This is a genomic window from Streptomyces anthophorae (genome assembly GCF_049310305.1).
In the GTDB taxonomy this organism is placed as follows: Bacteria; Actinomycetota; Actinomycetes; order Streptomycetales; family Streptomycetaceae; genus Streptomyces.
Genome location: NZ_JBLWQQ010000001.1, coordinates 532,047 through 557,959, shown reverse-complemented (window position 1 = coordinate 557,959; position 25,913 = coordinate 532,047). Strand labels below are relative to the sequence as shown.

The 25,913-nt window shown below is 72.1% G+C and carries 24 protein-coding genes and 1 pseudogene; 17 read left to right on the top strand and 8 right to left on the bottom strand.

All coding sequences use genetic code 11. From position 1 onward, the window contains the following. Positions 1-65 precede the first annotated feature (65 nt). Both ACNYS0_RS02470 and ACNYS0_RS02465 read left to right on the top strand, forming a co-directional pair. A complete protein-coding gene (locus ACNYS0_RS02470; RefSeq protein ID WP_422470953.1) occupies positions 66-1,169 on the top strand; it encodes a pyridoxal-phosphate dependent enzyme in 1,104 nt (367 codons plus the stop codon). Positions 1,170-1,291: 122 nt separating this feature from the next. Beyond that, positions 1,292-2,122, top strand: a complete 831-nt coding sequence (locus ACNYS0_RS02465; protein ID WP_422470952.1) for an aldo/keto reductase — start codon at positions 1,292-1,294, stop codon at positions 2,120-2,122. A 21-nt stretch (positions 2,123-2,143) separates the two neighbouring features. Here the strand turns inward: ACNYS0_RS02465 and ACNYS0_RS02460 are convergent, their stop codons facing one another. Together ACNYS0_RS02460 and ACNYS0_RS02455 are read right to left on the bottom strand one after the other, a co-directional pair. Then, positions 2,144-2,752, bottom strand: a complete 609-nt coding sequence (locus ACNYS0_RS02460; protein WP_422470951.1) for a histidine phosphatase family protein — start codon at positions 2,750-2,752, stop codon at positions 2,144-2,146. A gap of 70 nt (positions 2,753-2,822) precedes the next feature. Further along, on the bottom strand, positions 2,823-3,518 hold the full coding sequence (locus ACNYS0_RS02455) for a type 1 glutamine amidotransferase domain-containing protein (RefSeq protein ID WP_422470950.1): 696 nt from the start codon (positions 3,516-3,518) through the stop codon (positions 2,823-2,825). Positions 3,519-3,621: 103 nt separating this feature from the next. On the opposite strand from ACNYS0_RS02455, the gene ACNYS0_RS02450 reads away from it, so the two are divergent. Further along, a complete protein-coding gene (locus tag ACNYS0_RS02450; RefSeq protein ID WP_422470949.1) occupies positions 3,622-4,368 on the top strand; it encodes an IclR family transcriptional regulator in 747 nt (248 codons plus the stop codon). A 1-nt stretch (position 4,369) separates the two neighbouring features. Here ACNYS0_RS02450 and ACNYS0_RS02445 read toward each other — a convergent pair whose 3' ends face one another. Then, the gene (locus tag ACNYS0_RS02445) at positions 4,370-5,332 is read right to left on the bottom strand and encodes a zinc-dependent alcohol dehydrogenase family protein (RefSeq protein WP_422470948.1); all 963 of its coding nucleotides are present in this window, start codon (positions 5,330-5,332) and stop codon (positions 4,370-4,372) included. 101 nt (positions 5,333-5,433) lie between these two features. Between ACNYS0_RS02445 and ACNYS0_RS02440 the strand changes: the two genes are divergently transcribed. Together ACNYS0_RS02440 and ACNYS0_RS02435 are read left to right on the top strand one after the other, a co-directional pair. Continuing rightward, complete coding sequence (locus tag ACNYS0_RS02440) at positions 5,434-6,063, top strand: TetR/AcrR family transcriptional regulator (protein ID WP_422470947.1); 630 nt, start codon at positions 5,434-5,436, stop codon at positions 6,061-6,063. A gap of 219 nt (positions 6,064-6,282) precedes the next feature. Further along, positions 6,283-7,290, top strand: a complete 1,008-nt coding sequence (locus tag ACNYS0_RS02435) for an FkbM family methyltransferase (protein WP_422470946.1) — start codon at positions 6,283-6,285, stop codon at positions 7,288-7,290. A gap of 17 nt (positions 7,291-7,307) precedes the next feature. Here ACNYS0_RS02435 and ACNYS0_RS02430 read toward each other — a convergent pair whose 3' ends face one another. Beyond that, positions 7,308-7,679 (bottom strand): YybH family protein, encoded by a 372-nt coding sequence (locus ACNYS0_RS02430; RefSeq protein ID WP_422470945.1) that lies wholly within the window; start codon positions 7,677-7,679, stop codon positions 7,308-7,310. A gap of 106 nt (positions 7,680-7,785) precedes the next feature. On the opposite strand from ACNYS0_RS02430, the gene ACNYS0_RS02425 reads away from it, so the two are divergent. Next, positions 7,786-8,667, top strand: a complete 882-nt coding sequence (locus ACNYS0_RS02425) for a LysR family transcriptional regulator (RefSeq protein ID WP_422470944.1) — start codon at positions 7,786-7,788, stop codon at positions 8,665-8,667. A 13-nt stretch (positions 8,668-8,680) separates the two neighbouring features. Here ACNYS0_RS02425 and ACNYS0_RS02420 read toward each other — a convergent pair whose 3' ends face one another. Together ACNYS0_RS02420 and ACNYS0_RS02415 are read right to left on the bottom strand one after the other, a co-directional pair. Continuing rightward, the gene (locus ACNYS0_RS02420) at positions 8,681-10,426 is read right to left on the bottom strand and encodes an amidohydrolase (protein WP_422470943.1); all 1,746 of its coding nucleotides are present in this window, start codon (positions 10,424-10,426) and stop codon (positions 8,681-8,683) included. A gap of 167 nt (positions 10,427-10,593) precedes the next feature. After that, positions 10,594-11,613, bottom strand: a complete 1,020-nt coding sequence (locus tag ACNYS0_RS02415) for an Lrp/AsnC family transcriptional regulator (RefSeq protein ID WP_422470942.1) — start codon at positions 11,611-11,613, stop codon at positions 10,594-10,596. 104 nt (positions 11,614-11,717) lie between these two features. Here ACNYS0_RS02415 and ACNYS0_RS02410 point away from each other — a divergent pair, with 104 nt between their 5' ends. The 11 genes and pseudogenes from ACNYS0_RS02410 to ACNYS0_RS02360 all read left to right on the top strand — a co-directional run bounded on the left by ACNYS0_RS02410 (position 11,718) and on the right by ACNYS0_RS02360 (position 23,854). Further along, entirely contained in the window at positions 11,718-13,160 is a 1,443-nt protein-coding gene (locus ACNYS0_RS02410) for an MFS transporter (RefSeq protein ID WP_422470941.1), read from the top strand. Then, positions 13,157-14,344 (top strand): M20 family metallopeptidase, encoded by a 1,188-nt coding sequence (locus tag ACNYS0_RS02405; RefSeq protein WP_422470940.1) that lies wholly within the window; start codon positions 13,157-13,159, stop codon positions 14,342-14,344. Before ACNYS0_RS02410 ends, ACNYS0_RS02405 begins: the two co-directional genes overlap by 4 nt. Before the next feature lie 454 nt (positions 14,345-14,798). Continuing rightward, positions 14,799-15,950, top strand: a complete 1,152-nt coding sequence (locus ACNYS0_RS02400; RefSeq protein ID WP_422470939.1) for an LLM class flavin-dependent oxidoreductase — start codon at positions 14,799-14,801, stop codon at positions 15,948-15,950. After that, a pseudogene (locus ACNYS0_RS02395) lies at positions 15,947-16,369 on the top strand (GNAT family N-acetyltransferase); the annotation flags it as partial. The gene ACNYS0_RS02400 and the pseudogene ACNYS0_RS02395, both read left to right, overlap by 4 nt. A gap of 54 nt (positions 16,370-16,423) precedes the next feature. Further along, positions 16,424-17,335: an amino acid ABC transporter permease gene (locus tag ACNYS0_RS02390; RefSeq protein WP_422482427.1), complete on the top strand. Its 912-nt coding sequence runs from the start codon at positions 16,424-16,426 to the stop codon at positions 17,333-17,335. Continuing rightward, complete coding sequence (locus ACNYS0_RS02385) at positions 17,332-18,096, top strand: amino acid ABC transporter ATP-binding protein (protein WP_422470938.1); 765 nt, start codon at positions 17,332-17,334, stop codon at positions 18,094-18,096. The genes ACNYS0_RS02390 and ACNYS0_RS02385 overlap by 4 nt, the downstream gene beginning before the upstream one ends. Before the next feature lie 41 nt (positions 18,097-18,137). Beyond that, entirely contained in the window at positions 18,138-19,127 is a 990-nt protein-coding gene (locus ACNYS0_RS02380) for an ABC transporter substrate-binding protein (RefSeq protein WP_422470937.1), read from the top strand. A 46-nt stretch (positions 19,128-19,173) separates the two neighbouring features. Beyond that, complete coding sequence (locus ACNYS0_RS02375) at positions 19,174-20,376, top strand: LLM class flavin-dependent oxidoreductase (protein ID WP_422470936.1); 1,203 nt, start codon at positions 19,174-19,176, stop codon at positions 20,374-20,376. 16 nt (positions 20,377-20,392) lie between these two features. Beyond that, the gene (locus ACNYS0_RS02370; RefSeq protein ID WP_422470935.1) at positions 20,393-21,775 is read left to right on the top strand and encodes an NtaA/DmoA family FMN-dependent monooxygenase; all 1,383 of its coding nucleotides are present in this window, start codon (positions 20,393-20,395) and stop codon (positions 21,773-21,775) included. Beyond that, entirely contained in the window at positions 21,768-22,895 is a 1,128-nt protein-coding gene (locus ACNYS0_RS02365) for an MsnO8 family LLM class oxidoreductase (RefSeq protein ID WP_422470934.1), read from the top strand. Before ACNYS0_RS02370 ends, ACNYS0_RS02365 begins: the two co-directional genes overlap by 8 nt. Before the next feature lie 269 nt (positions 22,896-23,164). After that, positions 23,165-23,854 (top strand): glutathione S-transferase C-terminal domain-containing protein, encoded by a 690-nt coding sequence (locus ACNYS0_RS02360; protein ID WP_422470933.1) that lies wholly within the window; start codon positions 23,165-23,167, stop codon positions 23,852-23,854. Here ACNYS0_RS02360 and mltG read toward each other — a convergent pair. Next, complete coding sequence (gene mltG, locus ACNYS0_RS02355; protein WP_422470932.1) at positions 23,833-24,687, bottom strand: endolytic transglycosylase MltG; 855 nt, start codon at positions 24,685-24,687, stop codon at positions 23,833-23,835. The two genes, ACNYS0_RS02360 and mltG, sit on opposite strands and share 22 nt — an antisense overlap. Before the next feature lie 18 nt (positions 24,688-24,705). Then, complete coding sequence (locus ACNYS0_RS02350) at positions 24,706-25,890, bottom strand: PucR family transcriptional regulator (protein WP_422470931.1); 1,185 nt, start codon at positions 25,888-25,890, stop codon at positions 24,706-24,708. Positions 25,891-25,913: the final 23 nt, after the last annotated feature.

Sequence of the window (25,913 nt, the reverse complement as noted above, 5' to 3'; positions counted from 1 at the left end):
TGTCGTCCCCGACCGGGCCATGCGTTCGCTGGACCGATGGCGGGCGAGGACCGCAGGCTGATCGTGTGAGCGAGCATCCTGACCTCCCCCGTGTCCCGCTGCCATGGATCGACCGGCCCGGCGCCCGTGCCTGGCGCTGCGCGCCCGCCCCCGCCGACGTACGCGCATTCCATGCCGCGCTGCCCGGCTACGCCCCGACGCCGCTGACAGAACTCCCCGAACTGGCCGAGGAGATGGAGGTCGGACGGGTTCTCGTCAAGGACGAGTCGAGCCGTCTCGGGCTGCCCGCCTTCAAGGCCCTCGGCGCGTCCTGGGCCGTCCACCGTGCGCTCGCCGGAGCACGGGGCCCGATCACCCTCGTGACCGCCACCGACGGGAACCACGGCCGGGCCGTCGCCCGCACCGCCCGGCTGCTGGGGCACCGCGCCCACGTGCTCGTGCCGCGGGGCGTTCACCCGGGGGCCGTGGCCGCCGTCGCCGCGGAAGGCGCGGAGGTCACCGAGGTGCCGGGGACGTACGACGAGGCGGTGCGCCGTGCGGCGGACGCGGCCGAGGCGCCCGGCCGTGTTCTGGTCCAGGACACCGCGTGGCCCGGCTACGAACGGATTCCGGGGTGGATCGTCGAGGGCTACTCCACGCTCTGCGCCGAGGTGGACGAGCAACTGGGTACCCAGGAACCGGACCTCGTCGTGGTGCCCGTGGGCGTCGGCTCCCTGGCCCAGGCCGTGGTGACCCACTACCGCAGCCGCCGCCGCGGGCACGCGCCCGCCCTGCTCTCCGTGGAACCGGAGTCCGCGGCCTGCGTCCTCGAAAGCCTCACCCGCGGCGAACCCACCAGCGTCACCACGGGAGACACCGGCATGGCCGGCCTCAACTGCGGCACACCCTCCACACTCGCCTGGCCGTACCTGGCCGCGGGCCTCGACGCGGCCGTCGCCGTCCGGGACACCGACAGTGCCCGCGCGGCCGTCCGCCTCGCGGACCTCGGTGTCTCCTCGGGCCCCTGCGGCGCCGCGCCCCTCGCGGGACTGCGCGCGGCACTCACGGGACCGGGCGCCGAGAAACGGCGCGCGGCGCTGGGCCTCGGCCCCGCATCGCTCGTCGTCCTGCTGAGCACCGAGGGCAGCGCCGCGAACCCGCACGCGGCCACCGGCGGCGCGGCCTGCTGACCCCTCGTGAACCACCCGCGCCGAGAAGACGTACGTTGCAAGGGACGGGCATGCGCCTCGAGGGACGTACGCACGTCTTGCGACACACCGGACTTGAGTCACCACGTAAGGACACACGAGTCATGAGCAGCACTCCCGAGGTCACCCTCAACAACGGCGTCACCATGCCGCAGCTCGGCTTCGGCGTCTTCCAGGTCCCCGACGACGAGGCGCACGCCGCGGTCACGAGCGCCCTGGACGCGGGCTACCGCAGCATCGACACGGCGGCCCTGTACGAGAACGAGAAGGGCACCGGCCGCGCCATCGCCGACTACGGCCTGGCCCGCGAGGACGTCTTCGTCACCACCAAGCTGTGGAACACCGAGCAGGGCCGGGACACCACGCTGCGCGCGTTCGACGCCTCCCTCGACCGGCTCGGCATGGACTACGTCGATCTGTACCTGATCCACTGGCCGGTGCCGTCGCGCGACAAGTACGTCGAGACGTGGCAGGCGTTCGAGGAGATCCTCGCCAGTGGCCGGGCCCGCGCCATCGGCGTCTCCAACTTCCTGCCCGAGCACCTCGACCGGCTCGCCGCCGAGACCTCCGTCGTCCCGGCGCTCAACCAGATCGAGCTGCACCCGCGGCTCCAGCAGAGCGAGCTGCGCGCGTACGACGCGAAGCACGGCATCGCGACGGAGGCCTGGTCCCCGCTGGGCCGCGGCAACGGCGTCCTGGACGACGAGATCGTCACCGCGCTCGCCCGCAAGTACGACCGCAGCCCCGCGCAGATCGTGCTGCGCTGGCACCTCCAGCTCGGCAACGTCGTCATCCCGAAGTCGGTGACCCCGTCCCGCATCCGCGAGAACATCGCCGTCTTCGACTTCGAGCTGGCCGCGGACGACATGGCCGCGCTCGCCGGCCTGGAGACCGGCGAGCGCGTGGGCCCGGACCCGGCCGTCCTCGGGTCCTGAGGAAACCGGGCAGGGAGCGGGTCACCGGCCCAGCGGCCTGCCCTCCCACAGCTCGAGTTCCCAGCCCTGCTCCGGCGAGCCGGTGAGGGTGACGATGCCGGTGTTGGGCAGCGGGCGGGCGGCGACGAAGGCGACGTCGACGTTGCCCGCCCGCGCCGCCGTCCAGGTGCGGATCACGGCGCCGTGGCTGACCATCGCCACGGTGTCCGCACCGGTCCCGGCCGCCTCGGAGACCACCGCGTCGAAGCGGCCGAGCGTCTCCTCGCCGGTCTCACCCCCCGGCATCCGGATCGAGGTGTCGCCGGAGGACCAGGAGAACGCGGTGTTGAGGTACTTCTGCGCGGACTCGTCGTCGCCGCGCATCTCCAGGTCCCCGGCCGCGATCTCCCGGATCCCGTCCCGGATCACGACGTCGAGGCCGGTCGACCGGGACAGGGGCGCGGCGGTGAGCTGCGTGCGCACGAGGGTGGAGGCGTACAGGGCGTCGATCCGCTCGTCGGCCAGCGTCTCCGGCAGCGCCGCCGCCTGCTCGAGGCCGAGCGGCGTCAGGCCGGGGCCCGGCGCCGCGGAGTCCAGCAGGCGCTTCAGGTTGGACGGGGTCTGGCCGTGACGTATGAGCAGCAGACGCATGCGGGGGGAACCTCCACGAGACGAACGGAACGTGTGCGTCCACTGTGTCATCCGCGGAGGAGATCGGTGGTCAGGGCAGCTTTTTCAGCAGCTCGGCCGCGAGCGGGGCGGAGGAGGCCGGGTTCTGCCCGGTGACCAGATTGCGGTCGACCACCACGTGCGGCGCCCACGGCTCTCCGACCTGGACGTTCACCCCGGCCTCCGTGAGCCGGTCCTGGAGCAGCCAGCGCGCCTTGTCGGCGAAGCCGGCCTGGGCCTCCTCGACGTTGGTGAACGCGGCGACGTCGTAGCCCGCGAAGGCGTTGGCGCCGTCGGGCTTCGTGGCGGCCAGCATCGCCGCGGGCGCGTGGCAGACGACGCCGAGCGGCTTGCCGGACTCCAGCGCGCGGGTGAGCAGGGCGCCGGACGCGGCGTCGGAGGAGAGGTCCTCCATCGGGCCGTGGCCGCCGGGGTAGAAGACGGCCGCGTAGTCGTCCAGGTCCACCTCCTCCAGCTTGACGGGGGAGCGCAGCTCGGCGTTCGAGGACACGGCGGCGGCCATGCGGGCGGCGTTCTCCTGCCCGTCGTTGAACTCGGGCGCGAGGCTGCCCGCGTCGACGGTGGGGACCACGCCGCCCGGCGTCGCCACGACGATCTCGTGGCCCGCCGCCTTGAAGGCGTCGTACGGGGCGATGGCCTCCTCGGCCCAGAAGCCCGTGGGGTGGTGGGTGCCGTCGGCCAGGGTCCAGTGGTCGGCGCCGGTCATCACGAAAAGGATCTTCGACATGGGGTGCTCATTTCCGCGGGAAACGTCGGTCCGGTGATGTCTTGACGTCTACGAAGGTAGGGCCGGGGGCCGCCGTCGACCAACGGTGGGCTACCGTGCCCGCGTGGCAGAGCGGATCCAGTCGGTGGAGCGGGCGGCGCTCGTCCTTCGGCTGCTCGCGTCCGGGCCCCGGCCTTTCGGGGTGACGGAGCTGGCCCGCGCGATGGGACTGCCCAAGGAGTCCCTGCACGGCATCCTCGGCACGCTTGTCGCGGCGGGTCTGGTGGCACAGGACCCGGCCACCGGCAAGTACCGGATCGGCGCCTCGCTGCTCCACCTGAGCAACGGCGACCTCGACACGAACGAGCTGCGCGCCCGCTCCCTGCACAGCGCCGACACCCTCGCCGCGCGCAGCGGCGAATCGGTCTGGATCGCCACCCCGCACGAAGGCGCGGCCCTCGTCGTCCACCACGTCTTCCGCCCCGACGACAGCACCCAGGTCCTGCGCCTCGGCACCCACCTGCCGCTGCACGCCTCGGCCGTCGGCAAGACCCTGCTCGCCTTCGACCACGACCTGGACGTGCCCGAGAAGCTGCCGGCCTTCACCGACCGCAGCCTCACCGAACATGCCGCCCTGGCCGCCGAGTTGTACGAGATACGCCGCCGGGGCTGGGCCGCCTCCGTCGACGAGCACGCGGACGGCAGGACCGCGATCGGCGCCCCGCTCCGCGACGCCTCCGGCCGAACCGTCGGCGCCATCAGCATCGCGGGCCCCACCCACCGCCTCACCGAGGCCGGCCGCGCGCGGGCGGACCTCGCGGCCCAGGTCACGGACGCGGCCGGGGAGATCGGCAGGGAGCTGGCGCGCTGAGCTACGGCACGAGCACGATCCGGCCGAAGGCCTCGCCGGACTCCATCAACTGGTGCGCCCGCACGGCCTCGTCCAGGGGGAGCACGGCGTGCACCACCGGATCCAGGGCGAGCTCTCCCGCGAACAGCTCGGTGCGTACGGCGCGTTGGGCGGCCTCGGGGACGGTGTCGGCGCTGAAGGTGGCGAACGACATCGACTTCCGGAAGTCCGCCGTCATGTGCGCGGCGAGATCCGCGGGCGGCGGTCCCGCGACCATGCCGATCGCCACCAGGCGGCCGTTGGGGTTGAGGAGGTCGAGGAATGTCGGCATGTCCGGGCCGGCGATGATGTCGATGACGACGTCGTAGCCCTCGGGGGCCTCGTCGTCGGTGACGGCGCCGGTGCGGTCCAGCACGTGGGTGGCGCCCAGCTTGCGCAGGCGTTCGCCGCGCTCGGCCGACGACGTGGTGACCGCGACCGCGCTCGCCCCGCCGCGCCCCGCGAGCTGCACCGCCGGGATCCCCAGGCTGCCGGCCGCGCCGCGCACCAGCACGGACTCACCAGGGGCGAAGTGGGCGTGGCGCAGGGCGAAGTGCGCGACCACGCCGGAGGTGCCCAGCGTCACGGCGTCGGCGGCGGACAGGTCGGCAGGCAGGGGGAGGACCGCGTCCACGGGGGCGACGGCCTGCTCGACGTAGCCGCCGCCCGTGCCTGTGAACGCCCATACGCGCCGGCCCACCCACGAGGCGTCCACACCGGCGCCCACGGCCGTCACGGTCCCCGCCACCTCACTGCCGGGCACATGACCCTCCTGGAAAAAGCCGTACGCGGCGAGGGCGCCGCTGCGGATGAGCGCGTCGACCCCGCCGACACCGATCGCCTCGGTGGCGATCAGCACCTGCCCGGCGGCGGGGGCCGGAGCGGGGAGGTCGACGACCGCCATGCCCTCGGGGCGTCCGAATTCCTGGATCGCGATGGCCTTCATGGTGCCTACTCAGGTGTCTCGGGTGACCCGGTGCGGCTGTCTCCGGGTGGGACTTTCGGACGCTAACGGACGCCCCCGTCCGTTTGAGTAAAGTGAGAGAGGTGACCGAACGTTTGCCTCAGACACTGCGCTCCGACGCCCTCGACAACCGCGAACGCATCCTGGACGCGGCCCGCGCCGTGTTCGCCGCCGAAGGCCTGAACGTGCCGATGCGGGAGATCGCCCGCCGCGCCGAGGTCGGCCCGGCCACCCTCTACCGCCGCTTCCCGACCAAGCAGGACCTGGTCACGGCGGCCTTCACGGAGGAGATGCGGGGATGCCGCAGGCTCGTCGACGAAGGGCTCGCCGACCCGGATCCCTGGCACGGCTTCTGTCACGTGATCGAGGAGACCTGCGAGATGCACGCCCGCGACCGCGGCTTCACCGAGGCCTTCATGTCCGCGTTCCCCGAGTCCGTGGACTTCGCCGAGAACCGCGCGTACACGCTGAAGGCCATCGCCGAGATCGCCCGCCGCGCCAAGGACACCGGCCGCCTGCGCCCCGACTTCGTCCTCGACGACCTGATCCTGATGCTCATGGCCAACCGGGGCATCCAGGCCGGCTCGCCCTCCGCCCGCGTCGCGGCCTCCCGCCGCTTCGCCGCCTTCGTGATCCAGGCCTTCGAGACACGCCCGGCCGAACGCGGGGAACTGCCGCCGGTGGCACGGCTGACTCCGCTGTTGTCGCTGTAGGCGCGTTGATCACGAAGGGGCCGTCAGCGGGTTTCCGTGATGACCGGTTTCTGTGATGACCCGACCGGGATCGCTCTCTTTCGGGTGAAACAGCGGTGGCGGGAGACACCCTGGCGCGGCTTCTGACCTGTGACGCAGGTGGATCGGGCGGCCGGATGTCATTTGGCGGCAGCGAGTCGGTGCGCCGGGTCCCGGCGGGGCGGCTGCAAATGTGGGCGTATGGCTAGCGTGTACAGAACCCTGCTCAACAACGTCGCGCGGACCGGCACTCAGGTCGTGAATCTGGCTCCCGGAGCCGCGGTCCTTGCGCGGAGCCGGCGGAAGTGGACCGGGGCCCGCCTGGAGGACGGGGCGCATCTCGTCACCAGTCGCGGGAAGTGGACCGGAACCCGCCTGGGGGACGGGGCGCATCTCGTCACCCACGGCGGAAAGTGGGCCGCGAGCGCGCTCGCCGAAGGGGCTCGGCTGATTGTCGACGAGCGGACGTCGCGTGACCAGGAGCACGGTTTCCAGAAGGCGGCGGCCGACTACCTCGGCGCTCGCCACGTGGCCGCCATGCTCGAGTCGTACGGCGTGAACTGTGTATTCGACGTCGGGGCCAACGTCGGCCAGTACGGAAGGCGGCTGCGGGAGTTCGGGTACACGGGGCGGATCGTTTCCTTCGAGCCGGTTCCGCGGTTTCTGGAAAGGCTGCGCGAACGCGCCGAGGGCGACCCGGACTGGCATGTCGTCCCCTGCGGCCTCGGCCGCGTGAACACCGTGCAGCCCATGCACGTGGAATGGCAGACGATGAGCTCGCTCCTGCCGCCCAGCGACTACGGGAACACCCGGTACAAGCGATTCGTCAAAGGCGGCACCGAGGACATTCAGGTCTGCCGGCTCGACGAAGTCATGGACAAGGCGCTCATCGGAATCGACAATCCGCAGCCCTATCTCAAGATGGACACCCAGGGCTACGACCTCGAGGTGTTCGCCGGGGCGGGGGAGCGCATCTCCGAATTCGTCGGAATGCAGTCGGAGGTCGCGCTTCTGCGAATCTACGAGGGCAGCCCGCGGATGTCCGAGGCGCTCGCCGAGTACGAGCAGCAGGGCTTCGAGGTCACCGGAATGTATCCGGTGACCCGGGAGATCAGCACCGGCCGGGTGCTCGAGTTCGACTGCGTGATGATGCGCGCGAGCGAGACGCCGGTCCCGCTCCCGCGCAGGCAGCACGCCGCTCGGGCCTAGGGCCCTGGCCGGCACGGTCAGCGCTCGGCCGGTGCGAACTCCGGCTGGTCGAGGAAGCGGAGCCAGCTGCCGTCCGGCTGGCGGCGGACGACCTGGGCGCGGGCGCCGGTGCCGTCCTTCGGCGGTGTCGACGTCAGCGCGATGTCACCGTTGACCAGCGTCGGCAGCGGCTGTTCCGGTTCGAAGTGGGGGCGGTTCGCGAGCACCTTCTCCCACAGGGCGCGGATCGCCTCCCGGCCGACCGTCTCCTGACCGGGCGGGTAGGCAAGCACCGCGTCCTCCTCGTAGAGCGCGGCGACGCCGGCCGCGTCGCCCGCGTTGGAGCGCTCGACGAACAGGCGGGTGATGTCCTCGGGGTGCATGGCCTTCTCGTACGCGGACTCCGGCATGGGTTCCTCCTGGGGCGCTGCGGTCTTCCGTGTCGTGGTTCCAGCCTGGCCGCGCATCGGGCAGAAGTCCAACAGATGGTTTTGCTGGAAACTAGAATCTGTGGTCATGGACCTGAGGCAGCTCGAGTACTTCGTCGCCGTCGCGGAGGAGCGGAACTTCACGCGCGCCGCCGAGCGGGTGCACATCAGCCAGTCGGGCGTCAGCGCGCAGATCCGGCAGCTGGAGCGCGAGCTCGGGGCGGAGCTGTTCGACCGCTCGTCCCGTACCGTCACGCTCACCGTGGCGGGCAAGGCCGCGCTCGAACACGCCCGTGCCACCCTCGCCGCGGCCGGAACGATCGGCCGGGCGGTGGCCGAGGTGTCCGAACTGATCAGGGGCCGGCTCACCGTCGGCATGGTCATCGGCTGCACCGTCACGCCGCTGTTCGACGCACTCGCCGCGTTCCACGAGGCGCACCCCGGCGTCGAGCTCTCGCTCCTCGAGGACGGCTCCGACCGGCTCGTCGAGGGGGTGCGCGCGGGCGACCTCGACCTGGCGCTCATCGGCGCCGCCCACTCCACCCCCGACGGACTCGACTCCCTGACCGTCATCGACGAACGGCTCGTCGTGGCGGTCCCGGCCGGACACCCGCTGGCGAAACGGCGGCGCGTGGCGCTCGGGGACCTGATGGCCCATCCGATCGTGTGCATGCCGCCCGGCACCGGCCTGCGCACCGTCTTCGACCGCGCCTGCGCGGCCCAGGGGCTGCGCCCCACGATCGCGCTGGAGGCGAGCGCGGCGGACTCCATCGCCGCGCTCGCCGACCGCGGTCTCGGCGTCGCCGTCCTGAGCGAGTCGATGGCCGCCGCCTACGGCGACCGGCTCACCGCCCGCGCCCTCGTCGACGTCGACACACCTGCCCTGCTCGCCCTGGTCTGGAAGCGGGCGCACAACCCGGCGCTGCGCGAGCTGCTCGAGCACGCCCGGCGGGCGTTCGCCCCGGCGTGACGCCCGCCGCGCGTCACAGCTCGCCGTACTCGCCGACCCGCTTCCCCGCGACCCACGTCTGCAACACCTTCGTCTGCCACACCGCCCGGCCCGACGGCAGGTCGAACGGGTCGGTGTCCGTGAGGACGAAGTCGCCCCACTTGCCCGGCTCCAGCGTGCCGAGAACGTGCTCCTGGTGCGCGGCGTGCGCGGGCTCCACCGTGAACGAACGCAGCGCCTCCACCGGCGTCATGGCCTGCTCAGGGTGCCAGCCGCCGGCGGGCCTGCCGTCCCGGTCGGTGCGGGTGACGGCCGCGTGCAGACCGTCGAAGGGATTCTCGGACGACACGGGGAAGTCCGAACCGGACGGCAGGTGCGTGCCCTGGTCGATCAACGTACGCCAGGCGTAGGCCCCCTTGATGCGCTCCGGACCGATCCGGTCCTCGGCCATGTTCATGTCGTCGGTGGCGTGCACCGGCTGCATCGACGCGATGATGCCGAGCCGGCGCAGCCGCGGGATGTCCTCGGGCGCCAGCACCTGTACGTGCTCGATACGGTGCCGCATCCCGGCGTCGCCGACCCGCCGGAACGTCTGCTCGTACGCGTCCAGGACGACGCGGTTGCCGCGGTCGCCGATGGCGTGCACCGCCGACTGGTAGCCGCCGCGCACCACTTGCTCCACGCGGCGCTGCAACTCCTCCGGCTCCACCTGGAGCAGCCCGCTGGTGTCCGGATCGTCGGCGTACGGGGCGAGAAGCGCGGCGCCGTGGCTGCCGAGCGCGCCGTCGATGTACTGCTTGACGGTGCGGATGCGGACCATGTCGTCGGCGTACGAGTCGGTGCGGGCGTCCGCGCCGATCTCGGTGAACGCCGTGTAGGACAGGAAGGCGTTCACGCGGACCGTCAGCGCGCCCTCGTCCGCGAGTCGGCGCAGTACGACGACGCCGCTCGCGTCCGTGCCCGCCTCCGACACGGACGTCATGCCGACGCTGCCGAGCTGCTTCTGCGCGGCGAGCGCACGGGCGCGCACGTCGTCGAGCGTGGGCTCGGGCAGCTTGTCCTCCACCAGCGACTGCGCCGCGTCGATGAGCACCCCGGTCGGATTGCCCGCGCCGTCGCGCACGATCCGGCCGCCGTCGGGATCGGGGGTGTCCGCGGTGACACCCACGGCCTTCAGCGCCGCCGTGTTGGCGACGCCCGCGTGCCCGTCCACGCGGCCGAGCCACACCGGCCGGTCGTCGACGACCGCGTCCAGGTCGGCGGCGTTGGGCAGCCGCCCGAGCCCCCATACGACCTCGTTCCAGCCGCGGCCGAGGATCCACGCGTCATCGGGGTGCGCGGTGTCGTACGCGGCGAGCCGGTCCATCGCCTCCTTCAGGGAACGGGTGCCGACGAGGTTCAGTTCGACGGCGAGGGCGCCGAGCCCCCACAAGTGCCCGTGTGCGTCGTGCAGTCCGGGCAGCAGTACGCGACCGCGGCCGTCGAGCCGGCGTATGCCCTTGGGGGCGGCGCCGACGTCGAGCGCGGCGACCCGCCCCTCGGGTGTGAGCAGCATCCGGGAGAATCTGCGCAGCTTGCCGCGCGAGAGCGTGTAGCCGCGCACGTTGTCGACGAGCACCGGACCCGAACGCTCGGCCCCCGCAGCCCGGGAGGCGGCGCCGGCAGACCCGGTGAACGTGCCGGACGCGGCCACCGCGGCGGCCCCCGCGCCAGCCAGTTGCAGGAACCGCGCGCGGCTCATGTGCGGCGTACGGGGCGTGGGGCAGCAGGACTCACACATTCGATGGCTCCCTACAACAAGGTGTACGGCCAAGGGGGTTGGCCGCAAGATGATCGAATCGAATCACTGACCGAAGCTAAGCAGTCACTGACGGGTGGTCAAGATCCCTTACGCTCCCGGTTGGCCTTGCCCCCGGACGTCTCGGCCCTGAACGGTGCCGACGAGGGTCACCAGGGCCGGATCGGACGCACCCCGACGCGTCTGCCGTGCTCGTCCAGCAGATGGCCCATGCGCTTGACCGTGTGCAGGCCCACGATCCGGTCCGTGAACTCCAGCGTCGGCAGGCGTGCGCCCAGGGCGGTCTCGCGGCGCTGGATGTCACCGAGGTCGCGCACCCACAGCGTGGCGAAGATATTGGTCCGGCCGGTGACCGCGGCGACGAGGCGGCACTCGGGCAGAGCGGCGAGAGCGCGGTGGACGGCGGCGATGTCTCGGGCCGGGACGCGTCCGAGCAGCGAGACCGGCAGCGGCCGTCCCGCGAGCGCGTCCGCCATGTCGCAGCGCAGGGTCAGGACACCCGAGTCGGTGAGGCGGTGCAGGCGGCGGCGGACGGTGGCCGGGCTGGTGCCGGTGTGCGCGGCGAGCGCCGCGAGGCCCAGGCGGCCGTCGCCGACCAGGGAGTCGAGCAACACCCGGTCCACCGCGTCGAGTTCGAGCGTCGCCGCGGGCTCGGGCGGGCGTTCGCCCGAGCGGCCCAGGACGCTGAGCTGTGCCGGGTCGAGCGAACGGAGTCGCCAGCGGCTGCCCTCCACGTAGAGGGACGTGGCGAAGAGGCAGTCCACGGCCGTGACACCGGGCAGCGTTTCGAGGTGTGTCGTCACGAACCGGGTGAGCGCGGGGAGGTCGGGGGCGAGGACGTCGACGAGCAGGTCGGCGCTGCCGGGCCCGGTGAGCTCGATGGTGACGGCCTCGGGCCGCTCGCACAGCTCCTGAGCGATGCGCGCACGGGTGCCGGGCCGACAGCGCACCAGGACGAACGCCGTGCAGCGCGTGCGCGAGAACTCCCGTCCCGGCGCCGCGTACACCCAGGCGAGCCCCTCTTCGGTCAGCCGCTCCCAGCGGCGGGCAAGCGTGCTCGCGGTGACACCGAGCGGCGGTGCGAGTTCGGTCCAGGAGGCGCGGGGGCGCAGCTGGAGGGCGTTGACGAGTGCCAGATCCAGCTCGCTCACGGTGACTGTTTCTCGCATCGGACAGCCCCTCCCTGCTCGTTTCCGACGAATCCGCCGACCGGTACGACCGCTGCCCGCACAGTAGCCACCGCATTCGATTCCGGCCAGAAGGGACGTCCTCGATGGGCGCAGACGTGGGCACAGGTGGATCGGCGGTCGGCACCGGCCGCGGCATGCTCGGCGCGATGGCGGTGGTCGTCGTGTTCAGCGGCGTCGTCCAGGGCTATCTCACCCCGCTGCTCCCGGAGCTGGGGCAGCGGCTCGGCATCGGGGGAGTGGCCCAGAACAATCTCTATCTGCTGTCGCAGTGCGCGTTCGCCGTGCTCACGCCGCTGCTCTCGCGCCTCGGCGATCTGTACGGCCACCGTCGGCTGCTGAGGGTGGCACTCACGATGGTCGCGGCCGGTTCGCTGGTGATGGCTCTGTGGCCCACGGTGACGACACTCGCGGTGGGCATGGTCCTGCAAGGCGCGGTGGTCGGGTTCTTCCCGCTGCTCGCCGGAATTCTGCGCTCCCGCGCCCCCGAACGCGGTCGCACCGGCATGTCCCTGCTCGTCGGCGTCCTGTTGATCGCCATCGGCGTGGGCGGCCTCGTGGCCGGAGCCCTCAGCGAGCGGCACGCCGAGGCCGGGCTGTGGGCGGCGGTGCCGGTGGCGGTCCTCGCCCTGGCCGCCGGCCTCGTACTGCCGGACAGCGACGGGGAGTTCGGCGGCCGGTTCCACTACGGAGCGGCGGCCCTGCTGACCGTCGGGCTCGTGGCACTGGTCCTGGTGCTCGCCCAGGGCGGCACCTGGGGGTGGACCTCGGCCCGCTCCCTGGGCACGGGAGCCCTCGCGGTGGCGGTGTTCATCGCCTGGGTGGCGGTGGAGCGCCGCGCGGCCCACCCGCTCGTGAGCGTCCGGATGCTGAGCGACCGGCGGCTCGCCGTGGTCAGCGCGCACACCTTCTGCGCCGCCTTCGGGTGCATCGGCTTCCTCGGTGCCAACGCCCTGTTCCTCGGCGCCGACCCGGACGCCGTCGGCCACGGCATGGGCCTCGGCCCGCAGGCCATCGCGACGGTGTCCCTGGCCATGGTCGTACTGGGCTTCGTCGGCTCCACGGCCACTCCGCGCCTGGCCCGCCGCATCGGCGACCGCGCCGTCCTGGCCACCGGCGGAGCCCTCATCGGACTCGGCTTCCTGGGCATGATCCTCTTCCATGCCACCCTCGCGCAGTACGTCGGCTCGGTACTGGTCGTCGGCCTCGCCACCGGCGTCTTCGAGTCCATCACCCGGACCCTGTCGGCGGAGATCGTGCCCGAACGGCAGACCGCACTGGCCGTGGGCATCAACGAACTCGCACTGTCGCTGGGCGCGGCGATCGGCGCCGCCGTGATCGGGGCGCTCTTCTCGGCACACCAACGCGGCGGCCACATCACGCTGTCCGGCTACGTGTGGGGCTGGGGCACCTGCGCGGCGGTCGCGCTCATCGGAGGGGCGCTCGCGCTGCTGTACGGGGGCGGTGGCGCGGCCCCCGCCGCCACGGAACCCGCCGTACCCACCGACGCGAAGGAGAGCCTCGCATGACGACATCGCAATCCGTTTCCGTGCACGACGAGGTGACCCGGGCGGTCGGGGCCTGGCGCGAGCGGCTCGTCGCGCTCAGCCACAGCCTGCACGCCGAACCCGAGACCGCCCTCCAGGAACACCGCTCGGCCACGAAGATCGCCGACCTGCTCGAAGCGGCCGGATTCACGGTCACCCGCCCCCTCGACTCGCTGCCCACCGCGCTCGACGCGACGTACGGGAGCGGCGAGCTGGTGCTCGCCTTCTGCGCCGAGTACGACGCGCTGCCCGGCATCGGACACGCCTGCGGGCACAACGTGAACGGCGCGGCGTCGGTCGGCGCGGCACTCGGCCTCGCGGCCGTCGCCGACCGGCTCGACGTCACCGTCCGGCTCATCGGCACCCCCGCGGAGGAGGACATCGGCGGCAAGGTGCTGCTCATCGACGCGGGAGTCTTTGACAACGTCGCCGCGGCGTTGATGGCGCACGCTGCCCAGGAGGACACCGTCGGCGCCTCCTCCCTCGCCATCGGCGCCTGGGACATCACCTACCGGGGCCGCCCGGCCCACGCGGCCCTCGCGCCGTGGGAGGGGGTCAATGCGCTCGACGCGCTGACCGTCGCCCAGACCGCGATCGGCGTGCTGCGCCAGCAACTGCCACCGGGCTCCCTGGTCCACGGCATCGTCACCGACGGGGGCCGGGCGCCGAACGTCATCCCCGACACCGCCTGCGCCCGCTACGAGGTGCGCGCCCCCACCGCCGAACAGCTCACTGCGGTCCAGCGCCGGATCCGTGCCTGCTTCGAGGCGGGCGCCCTCGCCACCGGCGCCGAGCTCGAACTGGCACCGCACGGGCGGGACTTCGCGGATCTCCGGCAGGACCCGTTCCTGACCGATGCCTACGCGGCCGCCGCCCGTTCCCTCGGCCGCGACCCGCTGCCCCGACACGGCGACACCACCGCCTCCACCGACATGGGCAACGTCTCCCGCCTGCTGCCCGCGATCCACCCCACCATCGGCTACGACACCGCGGGCGCGAGCCAGCACACCGTCGAGTTCACGGCGCACGGCACCACCCCCGGCGCGGACCGTGCCGTGATCGACGCGGCGGCGGCCCTCGCCCTGGCCGCGGCGGCCGCGGCGACGGACGAGGAGCAGCGGAACCGTCTCCTGGCCGGTGTCGAACGGCGCAGGACCCGGCGGTAGACCGACGCCGCCCCGTCCGAGCGGGGCGGCGTACACACGCACGACACACTGCCGCAACACACGCCCTCCGAGACGCACTTGAGCGCCGTCCGACATACGAGCGCGGCTTGACGAAACGGCCCCGCGGACGGCTCAATTGGTCCATGACTGCCCAGCACTTGGTCTCGCGCGACCACATCGACTTCGGTCGGGTGTGGTCCGCGGCGTGTTGCGCCTGAAGCGGCAGCGGGCCCTCTGACCGGCCCATCTCTTTCTCGGCGACTCCCTCGGCGCCCCCTTCGCGGGCCGGGGCCTGACGCCTCGCGCGCGGTGCCGCCGCGCCCCCTCCCACGACGCCCCGCGTCGCCTCTTCCGTAGCGACCCGTCCCTGTGACGCGTCGTCAACTCCGTCTGCGCGCACGGCCGTTCCGGCCTGCCCGCCGGCGGATTTCGCCGCCTCCGAAAGGCCCACCCCATGCCCGTGGAATTCCTCGGCATCGCCGCCACCAACGACGGCTCCGAAACCACACCCCGTTCCGGCGCCGCCTTCGACAAGGAGTACACACTCCGGCTCGCCCGCGCCCATGAGGACCACGACTGGGACCGGGTGCTGTTCGCGTACGGCTCCGGCTCGCCCGACCCGGCACCGGCCGCCGCCTACATCGCGAGCCGCCTCGAACGCCTCCAGATCCTGCTCGCCCACCGGCCCAACGTCTCGTACCCCACCTTCGCCGCCAAGACCTTCGCCACCCTCGACCAGATCAGCGGGGGCCGGCTCACCGTCCACTTCATCACCGGCGGCAACGACCACGAACAGGGCCGCGAGGGCGACACCCTCACCAAGGACGAGCGCTACGGCCGCACCCGCGAGTACATCCGGCTCGTCAAGAAGATCTGGACGACCCACGAGCCCTTCGACCACGAAGGCGAGCACTACCGCTTCCACGACTTCGTCAGTGATGTCTTCCCGGTCCAACAGCCGCGGCCCGGCGTCTCGTTCGGCGGTTCCTCGTCCGCCGCGTACGCCGCCGGGGGCGCGGAGGCCGACATCTACTGCCTGTGGGGCGAGCCGCTGGCGAAGACCGCCGAGCAGATCGAGACCGTGAAGGCCGCCGCGAAGGCGGCGGGCCGCACCGACGTCCCGCGCATCCAGGTCGCCTTCCGCCCGATCATCGCGCCGACCGAGGAACTGGCCTGGGAGAAGGCGCACCGCACGGTCGGCGCGATCAAGGCCCGCAAGGAGCGGGGCGAGCGCATCGGCAGGCGCCACCACGGGCAGGCCGAGCCCCAGGCTGCGACTCCTCAAAACGTCGGCTCCCAGCGCCTCATCGCCATCGCCGAGGCGGGCGAGCGCTACGACCGCGCGCTGTGGACCCCGACGGCCGCCGCGACCGGCGGCGCGGGCAACTCCAACGCCCTCGTCGGCACCCCGGAGACCGTCGCCCAGGCCCTGCTCGACTATTACGACCTCGGCGTCGACATCCTCTCCGCGCGCGGCTACGACCTCCTCGACGACGCCGTCGACTTCGGCCGGTACGTGATCCCGATCGTGCGCGAGGAGGTCGCCAAGCGCGACGCCGAGCGCGCGGCCCGCGGGACCGAGACGCCCGCGGCGGTGGGTGCATGACCTCCCTCGCCCAACCGCCGGCGCCGTCCGAGGACGTGACGGTCGTCCACGTACCCGTCTCCGACCCGCGTGTCGAACCCCTGCTGCGCGAGCTCGGCGACGAGTACTCGACCCGCTACGGCAAGGACGCCCACGCCGAGATCTCCCGCTATCCCGACGAGGAGTTCACGCCTGCGCACGGGGGGCTGCTGCTCCTCGTCCTCGAGAACGGTGAGCCCGTCGCGGGCGGCGCCTTCCGCCGTTACGACGCCGACACCGCCGAGCTCAAGCGGATCTGGACGCACTCCGCCCACCGGCGGCGCGGGCTCGCCCGCCGCGTCGTCGACGAACTGGAGCGCGAGGCGGGCGAGCGCGGCTACCGGCGGATCTACCTGACCACCGGCCCGCGCCAGCCCGAGGCCCGCGGCCTCTACCTGACCACCGGCTACACCCCGCTCTTCGACACCGAGGCCGACCCCGAGTCCATCGGCCCGCTGCCGTTCGAGAAGCACCTGCCCGGCGCCGCGCCCACCGCCCCGGACGACCCGGCCGCCCTCACAGTGGTCCCGATCCGCCACTACGCCCGCTGGGTCGCGGCCGCCGCCGTGCTCGTCCTGGTCGCCCAGTTCGCGCACGGCCTGCTGACCAACCCCGTCTGGGAATGGGGCGTCTTCCGCGACTACGTCCTGTCCGAGACGATCGTGCAGGCCGTCTGGGTCACACTCCAGCTCACCGCCTATGCGACGGTGTTGGGATTCCTGCTCGGTACGGTGCTGGCCTTCATGCGGCTTTCGCGGAGCCCGGTGCTGCAGACCGTGGCCTGGACGTACATCTGGATCTTCCGATCGATCCCGATGATCGTCCAGCTCGTCTTCTGGTTCAACCTCAGCGCCCTCTACAAGGAGTTGGGCCTCGGCATCCCCTTCGGTCCGGTGTTCTGGTCCGTCGACAGCAACAGCCTCATCGGCACCATCGGGGCCGCCGTCATCGGCCTCACCCTGCACCAGGCCGCGTACGCCGCGGAGATCGTCCGCGGTGGTGTCATCTCCGTCGACCGAGGCCAGCTGGAGGCCGCCGCGGCCCTCGGCATCCCACGCCTTCGGCAGGTCCGCCGGATCGTGCTGCCGCAGGCCATGCGCGCCATCCTGCCCACGGCGGGCAACGAGATCATCGGCCTCCTCAAGGGCACATCGGTGGTCTACGTGATGTCCATCGGCGAGCTCTTCTACCAGGCGCAGGTCATCTACGGACGCAACGGCCGGGTGATCCCGCTGCTCCTCGTCGCCACCGCCTGGTACGTGGTCCTGACCTCGCTCCTGTCCATCGCCCAGCACTACGTGGAACGCCGATACGCCCGGGGCACCGCCGCCCCCAAGACCCTCCGAGCCCTGGGAGCCCGACGATGAGCAAGCCCATGGTGGACATCCAGGACGTCCACAAGAGTTTCGGCCCGCTGGAAGTACTGCGGGGCGTCGACCTTCAGGTGCACGCCGGTGAGGTCACCGTGATCCTCGGCCCCTCCGGCTCGGGGAAGTCCACGCTGCTGCGCACCATCAACCACCTGGAGAAGGTGAACAGCGGCTGGATCAGCATCGACGGCGAACTCATCGGCTACCGCCGCTCCGGCAACAAGCTGCACGAGCTGCGCGAGAAGGACGTCCTGAAGCAGCGCACCCACATCGGGTTCGTCTTCCAGGACTTCAACCTCTTCCCGCACCTGACCGTCCTCGACAACCTGATCGAGGCCCCCGTCTCCGCTCTCGGCCGCCCGCGCAAGGAGGCGCAGGACACCGCCCGCAAGCTGCTCGACCGCGTCGGGCTCGGCGACCGGGCCGACGCCTACCCGCGCCAGCTCTCCGGCGGCCAGCAGCAGCGCGTCGCCATCGCCCGCGCGCTCGCCCTCGAACCGAAGGTGCTGCTCTTCGACGAGCCCACATCCGCGCTCGATCCGGAGCTGGTGGGTGAGGTCCTCGATGTCATCAAGGACCTGGCGAGCACCGGCACCACGATGATCGTCGTCACCCACGAGATCGGCTTCGCCCGCGAGGTCGCCGACACCGTGGTGTTCATGGACGGCGGCGTCGTCGTGGAACAGGGGACGCCCGCGGCCGTCCTCGACGCACCGCGGCACGAACGCACCCGCGCCTTCCTCTCCAAGGTCCTGTGACCGTCCCCCGCTCCGTTTCGTACGCAAGGAGAACCACCACCGTGCCCACCACCCTCGTTCGCCGCCGCCCCGCAACCGCCGCCGCGCTCTCCCTCGCCGCCGCCCTCCTCCTCGCCGCGTGCAGCAACCCCTCCGACGGCGGCACGACCGAGGTCGCGGACGGCTCGGGCGCCAAGGCGAAGATCAACCTCAGCCCCGATCAGCACCGCGTCACCACCGGCAAGGTCGACTCCATAGCCGACGAGGTGCCCGAGCGGATCCGCAGACGAGGAACCCTCGAGGTCATCGGCTCCTCCAGCTCGGCAGCGCCGCTCGGCTTCCACGCCACCGACAACAAGACGGTCATCGGCGTCGAGCCCGACCTCGCCCACCTCGTGGCCGACGTCCTCGGCCTCAAGGTGCGCCGCACCACCGCGTCCTGGGAGAACATCTTCGTCGGCCTCGACAGCGGCAAGTACGACGTGGGCCTGAGCAACATCACGGTCACCGAGGACCGCAAGGAGAAGTACGACTTCGCCACCTACCGCAAGGACAACCTCGGCTTCGAGGCCAAGAAGGGCAGCGGCCTGAAGGTCAGGGGACCGAAGGACGTGGCCGGGAAGACGGTCGCCGTGGGCAGCGGCACCAACCAGGAGAAGCTGCTCATCGAGTGGAGCAAGGAGAACGTGAAGGCCGGCCGCAAGCCGGTCGACATCAAGTACTACCAGAACGACAGCGACACCTATCTCGCCCTTCAGTCCGGCCGCATCGACATCTACCTGGGCCCCAACCCGACCGCCGCCTACCACGCGGCGAGCACCGGGAAGACCGAGGTCGTCGGCACGTACTCCGGTGCGGGCGCCGAGCTCCAGGGCCTCATCGCCGCCACCACCAAGAAGGACAGCGGACTCGTGAAGCCGCTCGCCGACGCGCTCGACCACGTCATCGACAACGGCAGCTACGCGAAGGTGCTCAAGCGCTGGGGTCTGTCCGACGAGGCCGTGACGAAGTCGAGGATCAATCCGCCCGGACTGCCCAAGACCGGCAAGTAGCCACGCCTGTCGTCCTCCCTGTCGGCCGTTCCAGAAAGGCACCTTCGTGTCTCCATCGCCCTCTCCTTCCTTGCACCTCGCCGTCGCCCTCGACGGCACCGGGTGGCACCCCGCCTCCTGGCGCGAGCCCGTCTCCCGGCCGCGCGAGCTGTTCACCGCCGCGTACTGGGCCGAACTCGTCGCGGAGGCCGAGCGCGGCCTGCTCGACTTCGTCACCATCGAGGACGGACTCGGCCCGCAGTCGAGCCACTTCCTCGAACCGGACGAGCGCACCGACCAGGTCCGCGGCCGCCTCGACGCCGTACTGATCGCCTCGCGCATCGCCCCGCTGACCCGGCACATCGGCCTGGTCCCCACGGCCGTGGTCACGCACACCGAGCCGTTCCACCTCTCCAAGGCCATCGCCACCCTCGACTACGTCAGCGAGGGCCGCGCCGGAGTCCGCGTCCAGGTCACCGCACGCCCGAACGAGGCCGCCCACTTCGGCCGCCGCACCATCGACCCCATCGACGCCTACGACAGCCCGGAGGCCGCCGAGCTGGTGACCGAGCTCTTCGACGAGGCCGCCGACTACGTGGAGGTCGTCCGGCGGCTCTGGGACAGCTGGGAGGACGGCGCGGAGATCCGGGACGCCGCGACCGGCCGCTTCATCGACCGCGACAAGCTGCACTACATCGACTTCGAGGGCAGCCGGTTCAGCGTCCGCGGACCCTCGATCACGCCCCGCCCTCCGCAGGGCCAGCCGCTCGTCACCGCCCTCGCGCACGACGCCGTCCCGTACCGCCTGGTGGTCCGCGCCACCGACGTCGGATACATCACCCCGCACGACGCCGCGCAGGCCCGCGCCATCGTGGGCAGGATCCGCGCCGAGCAGGACACGGCCGGTCGGGCGGGCGAGCCCCTGCACGTCTTCGGTGACCTGGTGGTGTTCCTCGACGAGGACCCCGCCGCCGCGACGGCCCGACGGGACCGGCTCGACGCCCTCGACGGATCGCGGTACGAGAGCGACGCGCCCGTCTTCGCGGGCACGCCCGCCCAACTGGCCGACCTGCTCCAGGAGTTGCACGAATCCGGACTCACCGGGTTCCGGTTGCGGCCCGCCGTCGTGGGGCACGACCTCCCGGCCATCACCCGGGGCCTCGTCCCCGAACTCCAGCGCCGCGACCTCTTCCGCCGCGCGTACGAGGCCGACACCCTGCGCGGACTCCTCGGCCTCGACCGCCCCGCCAACCGCTACGCCGCCGCGTGAGCCGGAGGGAACTCCCATGACCAAGCCGCTGAAGCAGATCCACCTGGCCGCCCATTTCCCCGGCGTCAACAACACCACCGTGTGGAGCGACCCGCGGGCCGGCAGCCACATCGAGTTCGGCTCCTTCGCCCACTTCGCGCGGACCGCCGAACGCGCCAAGTTCGACTTCCTGTTCCTCGCCGAAGGGCTGCGGCTGCGCGAACAGGGCGGCGAGATCTACGACTTGGACGTCGTCGGCCGCCCCGACACCTTCACCGTCCTCGCCGCGCTCGCCGCCGTCACCGAGCGCATCGGGCTCACCGGCACCATCAACTCCACGTTCAACGAGCCCTACGAGGTGGCCCGCCAGTTCGCTAGCCTCGACCACCTCTCCGGCGGGCGCTCCGCCTGGAACGTCGTCACCTCCTGGGACGCCTTCACCGGCGAGAACTTCCGCCGCGGCGGCTTCCTCCCGCAGCGCGAACGCTACTCACGCGCCCGGGAGTTCCTCGCCACCGCGAACGAGCTCTTCGACTCCTGGCACGACGACGAGATCCTCGCCGACCAGGACACCGGCGCCTTCCTGCGCGACGCCAAGGCCGGCTCCTTCGCGCACACCGGAGCACACTTCGACATCCACGGCCGGTTCAACGTCCCGCGCTCTCCGCAGGGCCGCCCCGTCGTCTTCCAGGCCGGTGACTCCGACGAGGGCCGCGAGTTCGCCGCCGCCGAGGCCGACGCCATCTTCAGCAGGCACGGCACCCTGGAGGCGGGCCGCGACTTCTACGCGGACGTGAAGTCCCGCCTCGCCAAGTACGGCCGCGGGAACGACCAGTTGCTCATCCTGCCCGCCGCCACCTTCGCGCTGGCCGACACCGACGCGGAGGCCGAGGAACTCGCCCGCGAGGTGCGCCGCCAGCAGGTCAGCGGGGCCACCGCCCTCAAGCACCTGGAGTTCGTCTGGAACCGGGACCTGTCCTCGTACGACCCGGACGGACCGCTCCCGGACATCGACCCGGACGTCGGTGAAACGCACATCGCCGAGGGCCGCGCCCAGGTCCGCATGTACCGGGACCCCCTGGCCACCGCCCGCGAGTGGCGCGAGCTCGCCGCCGCCAACCAGTGGTCCATCCGCGACCTCGTCATCCACACCGGCAACCGGCAGAACTTCGTCGGCTCCCCGGCCACCATCGCCGCCACCATCAACGAGTACGTCCAGGCCGACGCCGCCGACGGCTTCATCCTCGTCCCGCACATCACCCCGGGCGGCCTCGACGCGTTCGCCGACAAGGTGGTCCCGCTCCTCCAGGAACAGGGCGTGTTCCGCACGGAGTACGAGGGCACGACCCTGCGCGACCACCTCGGCCTCGCCCACCCCGACGACGCGCCCGCGACCACCGAGGAGTTCTCCCGTGTCTGACATCCCCCTCGCCGTCCTCGACCTGGTCCCGGTGCCGTCCGGCTCGACCGCGGGCGACGCCCTGCGCAACTCCATCGACCTCGCCCAGCAGACCGAGCGGTTCGGCTACGCCCGCTACTGGTTCGCCGAGCACCACCTCAACCCGGGCGTCGCCGGCACCTCGCCCGCCGTCGTCCTCGCCCTGACCGCCTCCGCCACCGACACCATCAGGCTCGGCTCCGGCGCCGTACAGCTCGGCCACCGCACCGCGCTGTCCACGGTGGAGGAGTTCGGGCTGCTTGACGCGCTGCACCCCGGCCGCATCGACCTCGGCCTCGGCCGATCCGGCGGCCGCCCGCCCGCCCAGCCCGCGGCGCCCAGGACGACCGCGACCCCGGTCATCGAGGGCACCGCCCCGAACGGCCTCGTCATCCCGCCCCGCTTCTCCTTCGAGCACCTCCTCGGCTCGCCCCGCGTCGCGCTGCAACGCAAGCTGCTCCAGCAGCCGGGCGCGCAGGCGCAGGACTACGCCGAGCAGGTCGACGACATCCTCGCCCTGTTCGCGGGCGCCTACATATCCCCGGACGGCGTCGAGGCACACGTCGTGCCGGGGGAGGGCGCCGAGGTCGACGTGTGGATCCTGGGCAGCAGCGGCGGCGAGAGCGCCGAGGTGGCGGGCGCACGCGGACTGCCGTTCGCCGCGAACTACCACGTCAGCCCCGCCACGGTTCTCGAAGCGGTGGAGGGCTACCGGTCCTTCTTCCGGCCCTCCGACACCCTGGACAAGCCGTACGTCAGTGTCTCCGCGGACGTCGTCGTCGCCGAGGACGACGCCACCGCCCGCGAACTCGCCACCGGTTACGGCCCGTGGGTGCGCAGCATCCGCAACGCCGAGGGCGCCATCGACTTCCCGACGCCGGAGGAGGCCCGCAAACACACGTGGACCGACGCCGACCGGGCGCTCGTGCAGGACCGGCTCGACACCCAGTTCGTCGGCTCGCCGGCCACCGTGGCCCGCCGCCTCGCCCAGCTCCAGGAGGCCACCGGCGCCGACGAACTGCTCATCACGACCATCACCCACGACCACGCCGACCGGGTCCGCTCCTACGAGCTGCTGGCCGAGGAGTGGAAGCGCTCTTGACGCGGCGTCCCCACGGCCACACACTCCTCTAAGGGAATCCTAGTGAAACGGTAGGGAATGATGGGCGGTGCGGCGCGCGACCCCGGCAGCCCGGCTGTCCGCGCCGCCGTCGGGGCACTGCCCCGGCTCACGTCCCGCCGTCACATCGACCTCGCGCGGGTGTGCAGCGCGGCGAGTTCTCCCCACGGCGGCGGCCGACTCGCCGCCCACGCCTGACACTTCCGTACGCCCGCCCGTACGCCCGTGATCGAGCACCCCCAGGGAGACGCATGTCCGCCACAGCGCCCACCGCCGTGCCGTCCTTCCGGAGCCGCATCGGCTGCGACGCGCGCAGCGGCTACTACGCCGCGCCGCACCGCTTCCGGCTCCACCTGTCGCCCGCCTGCCCGCACTGTCTCCAGATCGCCGTCACCCACGGCCTGCTCGGCCTCGGCGACACCCTCCCGGTGACCGTGCTGCCGACCGTCCCCGACGCACCCGGCGGCGGACACCGGGCGCTCGTCCCGCTGTACGAGTCGACGTCGCATCAGTACCCGGGACCCGCGGTGGCACCGGTGCTCAGCGACGACTGGACCGGGCGGATCGTCAGCACGCACACCGGGGACATCCTGCACGACCTGGCCCGGCACTTCGGCGGCCACGGCCCCGATCTGCTCCCGCGCGGAGCGGAGGACGCGATCGAGGCGGTGGGCCGGCTGTGCGAGCGCGGCATCGCCGCCTCCGCGCCCGCCACGCTGGAGCGGGCCCTTGACGTCCTGGAGCGACGGCTTGCCGGCCGCGAGCACATCCTCGGCGGCGAGCTCACCCTCGCGGACGTCCGGTTGTGGGCGACCCTGGTGCAACTGGACGCCACCTCACCGATCGGCGGACGTCCCCGGCTCTGCGCGTACCTGCGCCGTCTCTCCGAGCACCCCGCCTTCGCGCCCCACCTCGCGCGTTACTCCTTCGCGCTCGCCTGACGCGAGTTGAACTCCTCGACGTTCTTCTTCTGCTCCTCGTAGCTGTCGGTGAACCGGGTGTCCCCGGGCCCGACCGTCACGAAGTACAGCCAGTCGCCCTTCGGCGGCGCGATCGCCGCGTCGATGGCGTCCTCGCCCGGATTCCCGATGGGTGTGGGCGGCAGGCCCTTGTGCGCGTACGTGTTGTACGGACTGTCGGTCCTCGTGTCCGCGTGGCTGGTGTCGAGGGTCGAGCGGTTCAGGGCGTAGTTGATGGTGGAGTCCATCTGGAGCGGCATGCCCTGGTCGAGCCGGTTGTAGACGACCCGGGCGACCTTCCCCATGTCCTCATGGGTGTCGGCCTCGGCCTGCACGATGCTGGCGATGATCACCGTCTCGTAGCCGGAGACGCCGTTGGCGTCCGCGCCCTTGGCGATGTGGTCGGCCTTCAGCCGCTGATCGGCGGTGTCGTTCATGTAGGCCAGGAGGGACGCGGGGGTGGTCTTGCGGCCGATGGGATAGGTGGCCGGGAACAGATAGCCCTCGGGGTTGCCGTCCGCCGCGCCCGGCAGTGTGAAGTGCGCCTTCGCCGCGGCCTTCTTGGTGGTCCCGCCGTCGACGGCGAGCGCCTTGTCCACGGCCTCGTACACCTGGCTCGCACGGTATCCCTCGGGGATCACCAGCTTCTCGGACCGCCCGGACTCCTTCCCGCCGAAGACCACCACCAGCGGCACGACAACGGCCGCGACGACGGCGAGGGCCACGACGGCCAGCACGACGAACCGGGCACGGCGGCTGAGCCGGCGCTTCTTCTCTGTCCCCTGATGCGTGGGGGTCTTCTCGTCCTCGGACACAGGGGAACGCTAACGCGTTCACCTCACCCGCAACGCCACCGCCAGCAACGCCGCGTCCGCCGGCCGCCGCAGATCGCGCCCCGTCAGCTCATGGAACCGGTTGAAGCGGTGCTGCACCGTGTTGCGGTGGCAGTACAGCGCGTCGGCCGTGTCCGCGATGGAGCCCGAGCCCGCCAAATGGACCCGCACGGTGTGCAGCAGCCGGTCCGCCTCGCCGCGCGTGACACCCTGCCCGTGCAGTGCGCCCAGTACATCGGCGGCCAGATCGCGGCCGAAGTCGCCCGCCCGGTGGGCCAGCACATCGAGCCAGCTGTCCTCCAGGAGCCGCGGGGAGCGCGTGTCCGCGGGCAGTACCTGCGCCGTCGCCACCGCGAGCACCGTGGCCCGCGGCACGGCGGCGAGCCCGACCGCCTGCGGAGCCACCCCGCACGGCGAGTCCTGCAACTGGTCCAGGACGTACGGGCGGGTGACGCGGCCGCTGAGCTGCACCACCAAGACCGCGTCCCCACCGACCATCTGCTGCTGCACCGCCGCCCCCGCCCCGCGCAGCGCGAGCCCCGCACGGTGCAGCCCCGGGCCGGCCGCGGCGGAGGACGCCGCGCACAGGAACCGGCCGTCGTCCGCGAGCCCCAAGGCGCGGCCCGCGTCCCGTACGACGGTCGGGTTGCGGCCCTCGGTCTCCAGGAGCCGGGCGAACCACATGCGCCGCTCGTCCTCCTCGCGGCGCCCCATCTCCAGGACCGTGCGCTGGTACGCCGTCATGATCCCGGTGACATGCCGCTCGACCGCCTCCCACACGTGGTACGCCGAGCCCGCCAGATCGGCCATGTCCTCGGGGCGCGCCCGGTTCACCAGCGCCTGCCACACCACCCGGAAGTCGAGGCGTGCCGCCTCCAGGAGCGCGTCCAGCGGGACGCCCTGCCGGGCGCGGTCCTCTCCCACCCGCCGCGAGACGTCCGCGATGTGCGGCGGCACCGGAAGCCGCGCCACCGTGCGCAGCAGCAACTCGAAGGCCTGCCAGGCCGAATCGCGGAACTGGATGTCCGGCACCTGGGTCTCGTACGAGGTGCGCACCGGGCCGACCATCTCCAGCCAGTCGCCGATCAGGTCGTCCACATTGTCCAGACACTGCCCGGCGAGTTCCGCGATGCGCGGCGAGGTCGGGGGCAGTCCGGGGCGGCCCCGGCCTTCGGAATTGTGCATGTGACCAATTCTCGGTGGCACGG

What these genes read in the sequence shown, in the direction of transcription:
- ACNYS0_RS02425 (WP_422470944.1), top strand. Translation starts at nt 7,786, where the DNA reads ATGGACCTGAGGCAGCTCGAGTACTTCGTCGCCGTCGCGGAGGAGCGG.
- ACNYS0_RS02430 (WP_422470945.1), bottom strand. Translation starts at nt 7,679, where the DNA reads ATGCCGGAGTCCGCGTACGAGAAGGCCATGCACCCCGAGGACATCACC.
- ACNYS0_RS02435 (WP_422470946.1), top strand. Translation starts at nt 6,283, where the DNA reads ATGGCTAGCGTGTACAGAACCCTGCTCAACAACGTCGCGCGGACCGGC.
- ACNYS0_RS02370 (WP_422470935.1), top strand. Translation starts at nt 20,393, where the DNA reads ATGACCAAGCCGCTGAAGCAGATCCACCTGGCCGCCCATTTCCCCGGC.
- ACNYS0_RS02360 (WP_422470933.1), top strand. Translation starts at nt 23,165, where the DNA reads ATGTCCGCCACAGCGCCCACCGCCGTGCCGTCCTTCCGGAGCCGCATC.
- ACNYS0_RS02445 (WP_422470948.1), bottom strand. Translation starts at nt 5,332, where the DNA reads ATGAAGGCCATCGCGATCCAGGAATTCGGACGCCCCGAGGGCATGGCG.
- ACNYS0_RS02460 (WP_422470951.1), bottom strand. Translation starts at nt 2,752, where the DNA reads ATGCGTCTGCTGCTCATACGTCACGGCCAGACCCCGTCCAACCTGAAG.
- ACNYS0_RS02385 (WP_422470938.1), top strand. Translation starts at nt 17,332, where the DNA reads ATGAGCAAGCCCATGGTGGACATCCAGGACGTCCACAAGAGTTTCGGC.
- ACNYS0_RS02465 (WP_422470952.1), top strand. Translation starts at nt 1,292, where the DNA reads ATGAGCAGCACTCCCGAGGTCACCCTCAACAACGGCGTCACCATGCCG.
- ACNYS0_RS02350 (WP_422470931.1), bottom strand. Translation starts at nt 25,890, where the DNA reads ATGCACAATTCCGAAGGCCGGGGCCGCCCCGGACTGCCCCCGACCTCG.
- ACNYS0_RS02400 (WP_422470939.1), top strand. Translation starts at nt 14,799, where the DNA reads ATGCCCGTGGAATTCCTCGGCATCGCCGCCACCAACGACGGCTCCGAA.
- ACNYS0_RS02420 (WP_422470943.1), bottom strand. Translation starts at nt 10,426, where the DNA reads ATGTGTGAGTCCTGCTGCCCCACGCCCCGTACGCCGCACATGAGCCGC.
- ACNYS0_RS02455 (WP_422470950.1), bottom strand. Translation starts at nt 3,518, where the DNA reads ATGTCGAAGATCCTTTTCGTGATGACCGGCGCCGACCACTGGACCCTG.
- ACNYS0_RS02405 (WP_422470940.1), top strand. Translation starts at nt 13,157, where the DNA reads ATGACGACATCGCAATCCGTTTCCGTGCACGACGAGGTGACCCGGGCG.
- ACNYS0_RS02415 (WP_422470942.1), bottom strand. Translation starts at nt 11,613, where the DNA reads ATGCGAGAAACAGTCACCGTGAGCGAGCTGGATCTGGCACTCGTCAAC.
- ACNYS0_RS02410 (WP_422470941.1), top strand. Translation starts at nt 11,718, where the DNA reads ATGGGCGCAGACGTGGGCACAGGTGGATCGGCGGTCGGCACCGGCCGC.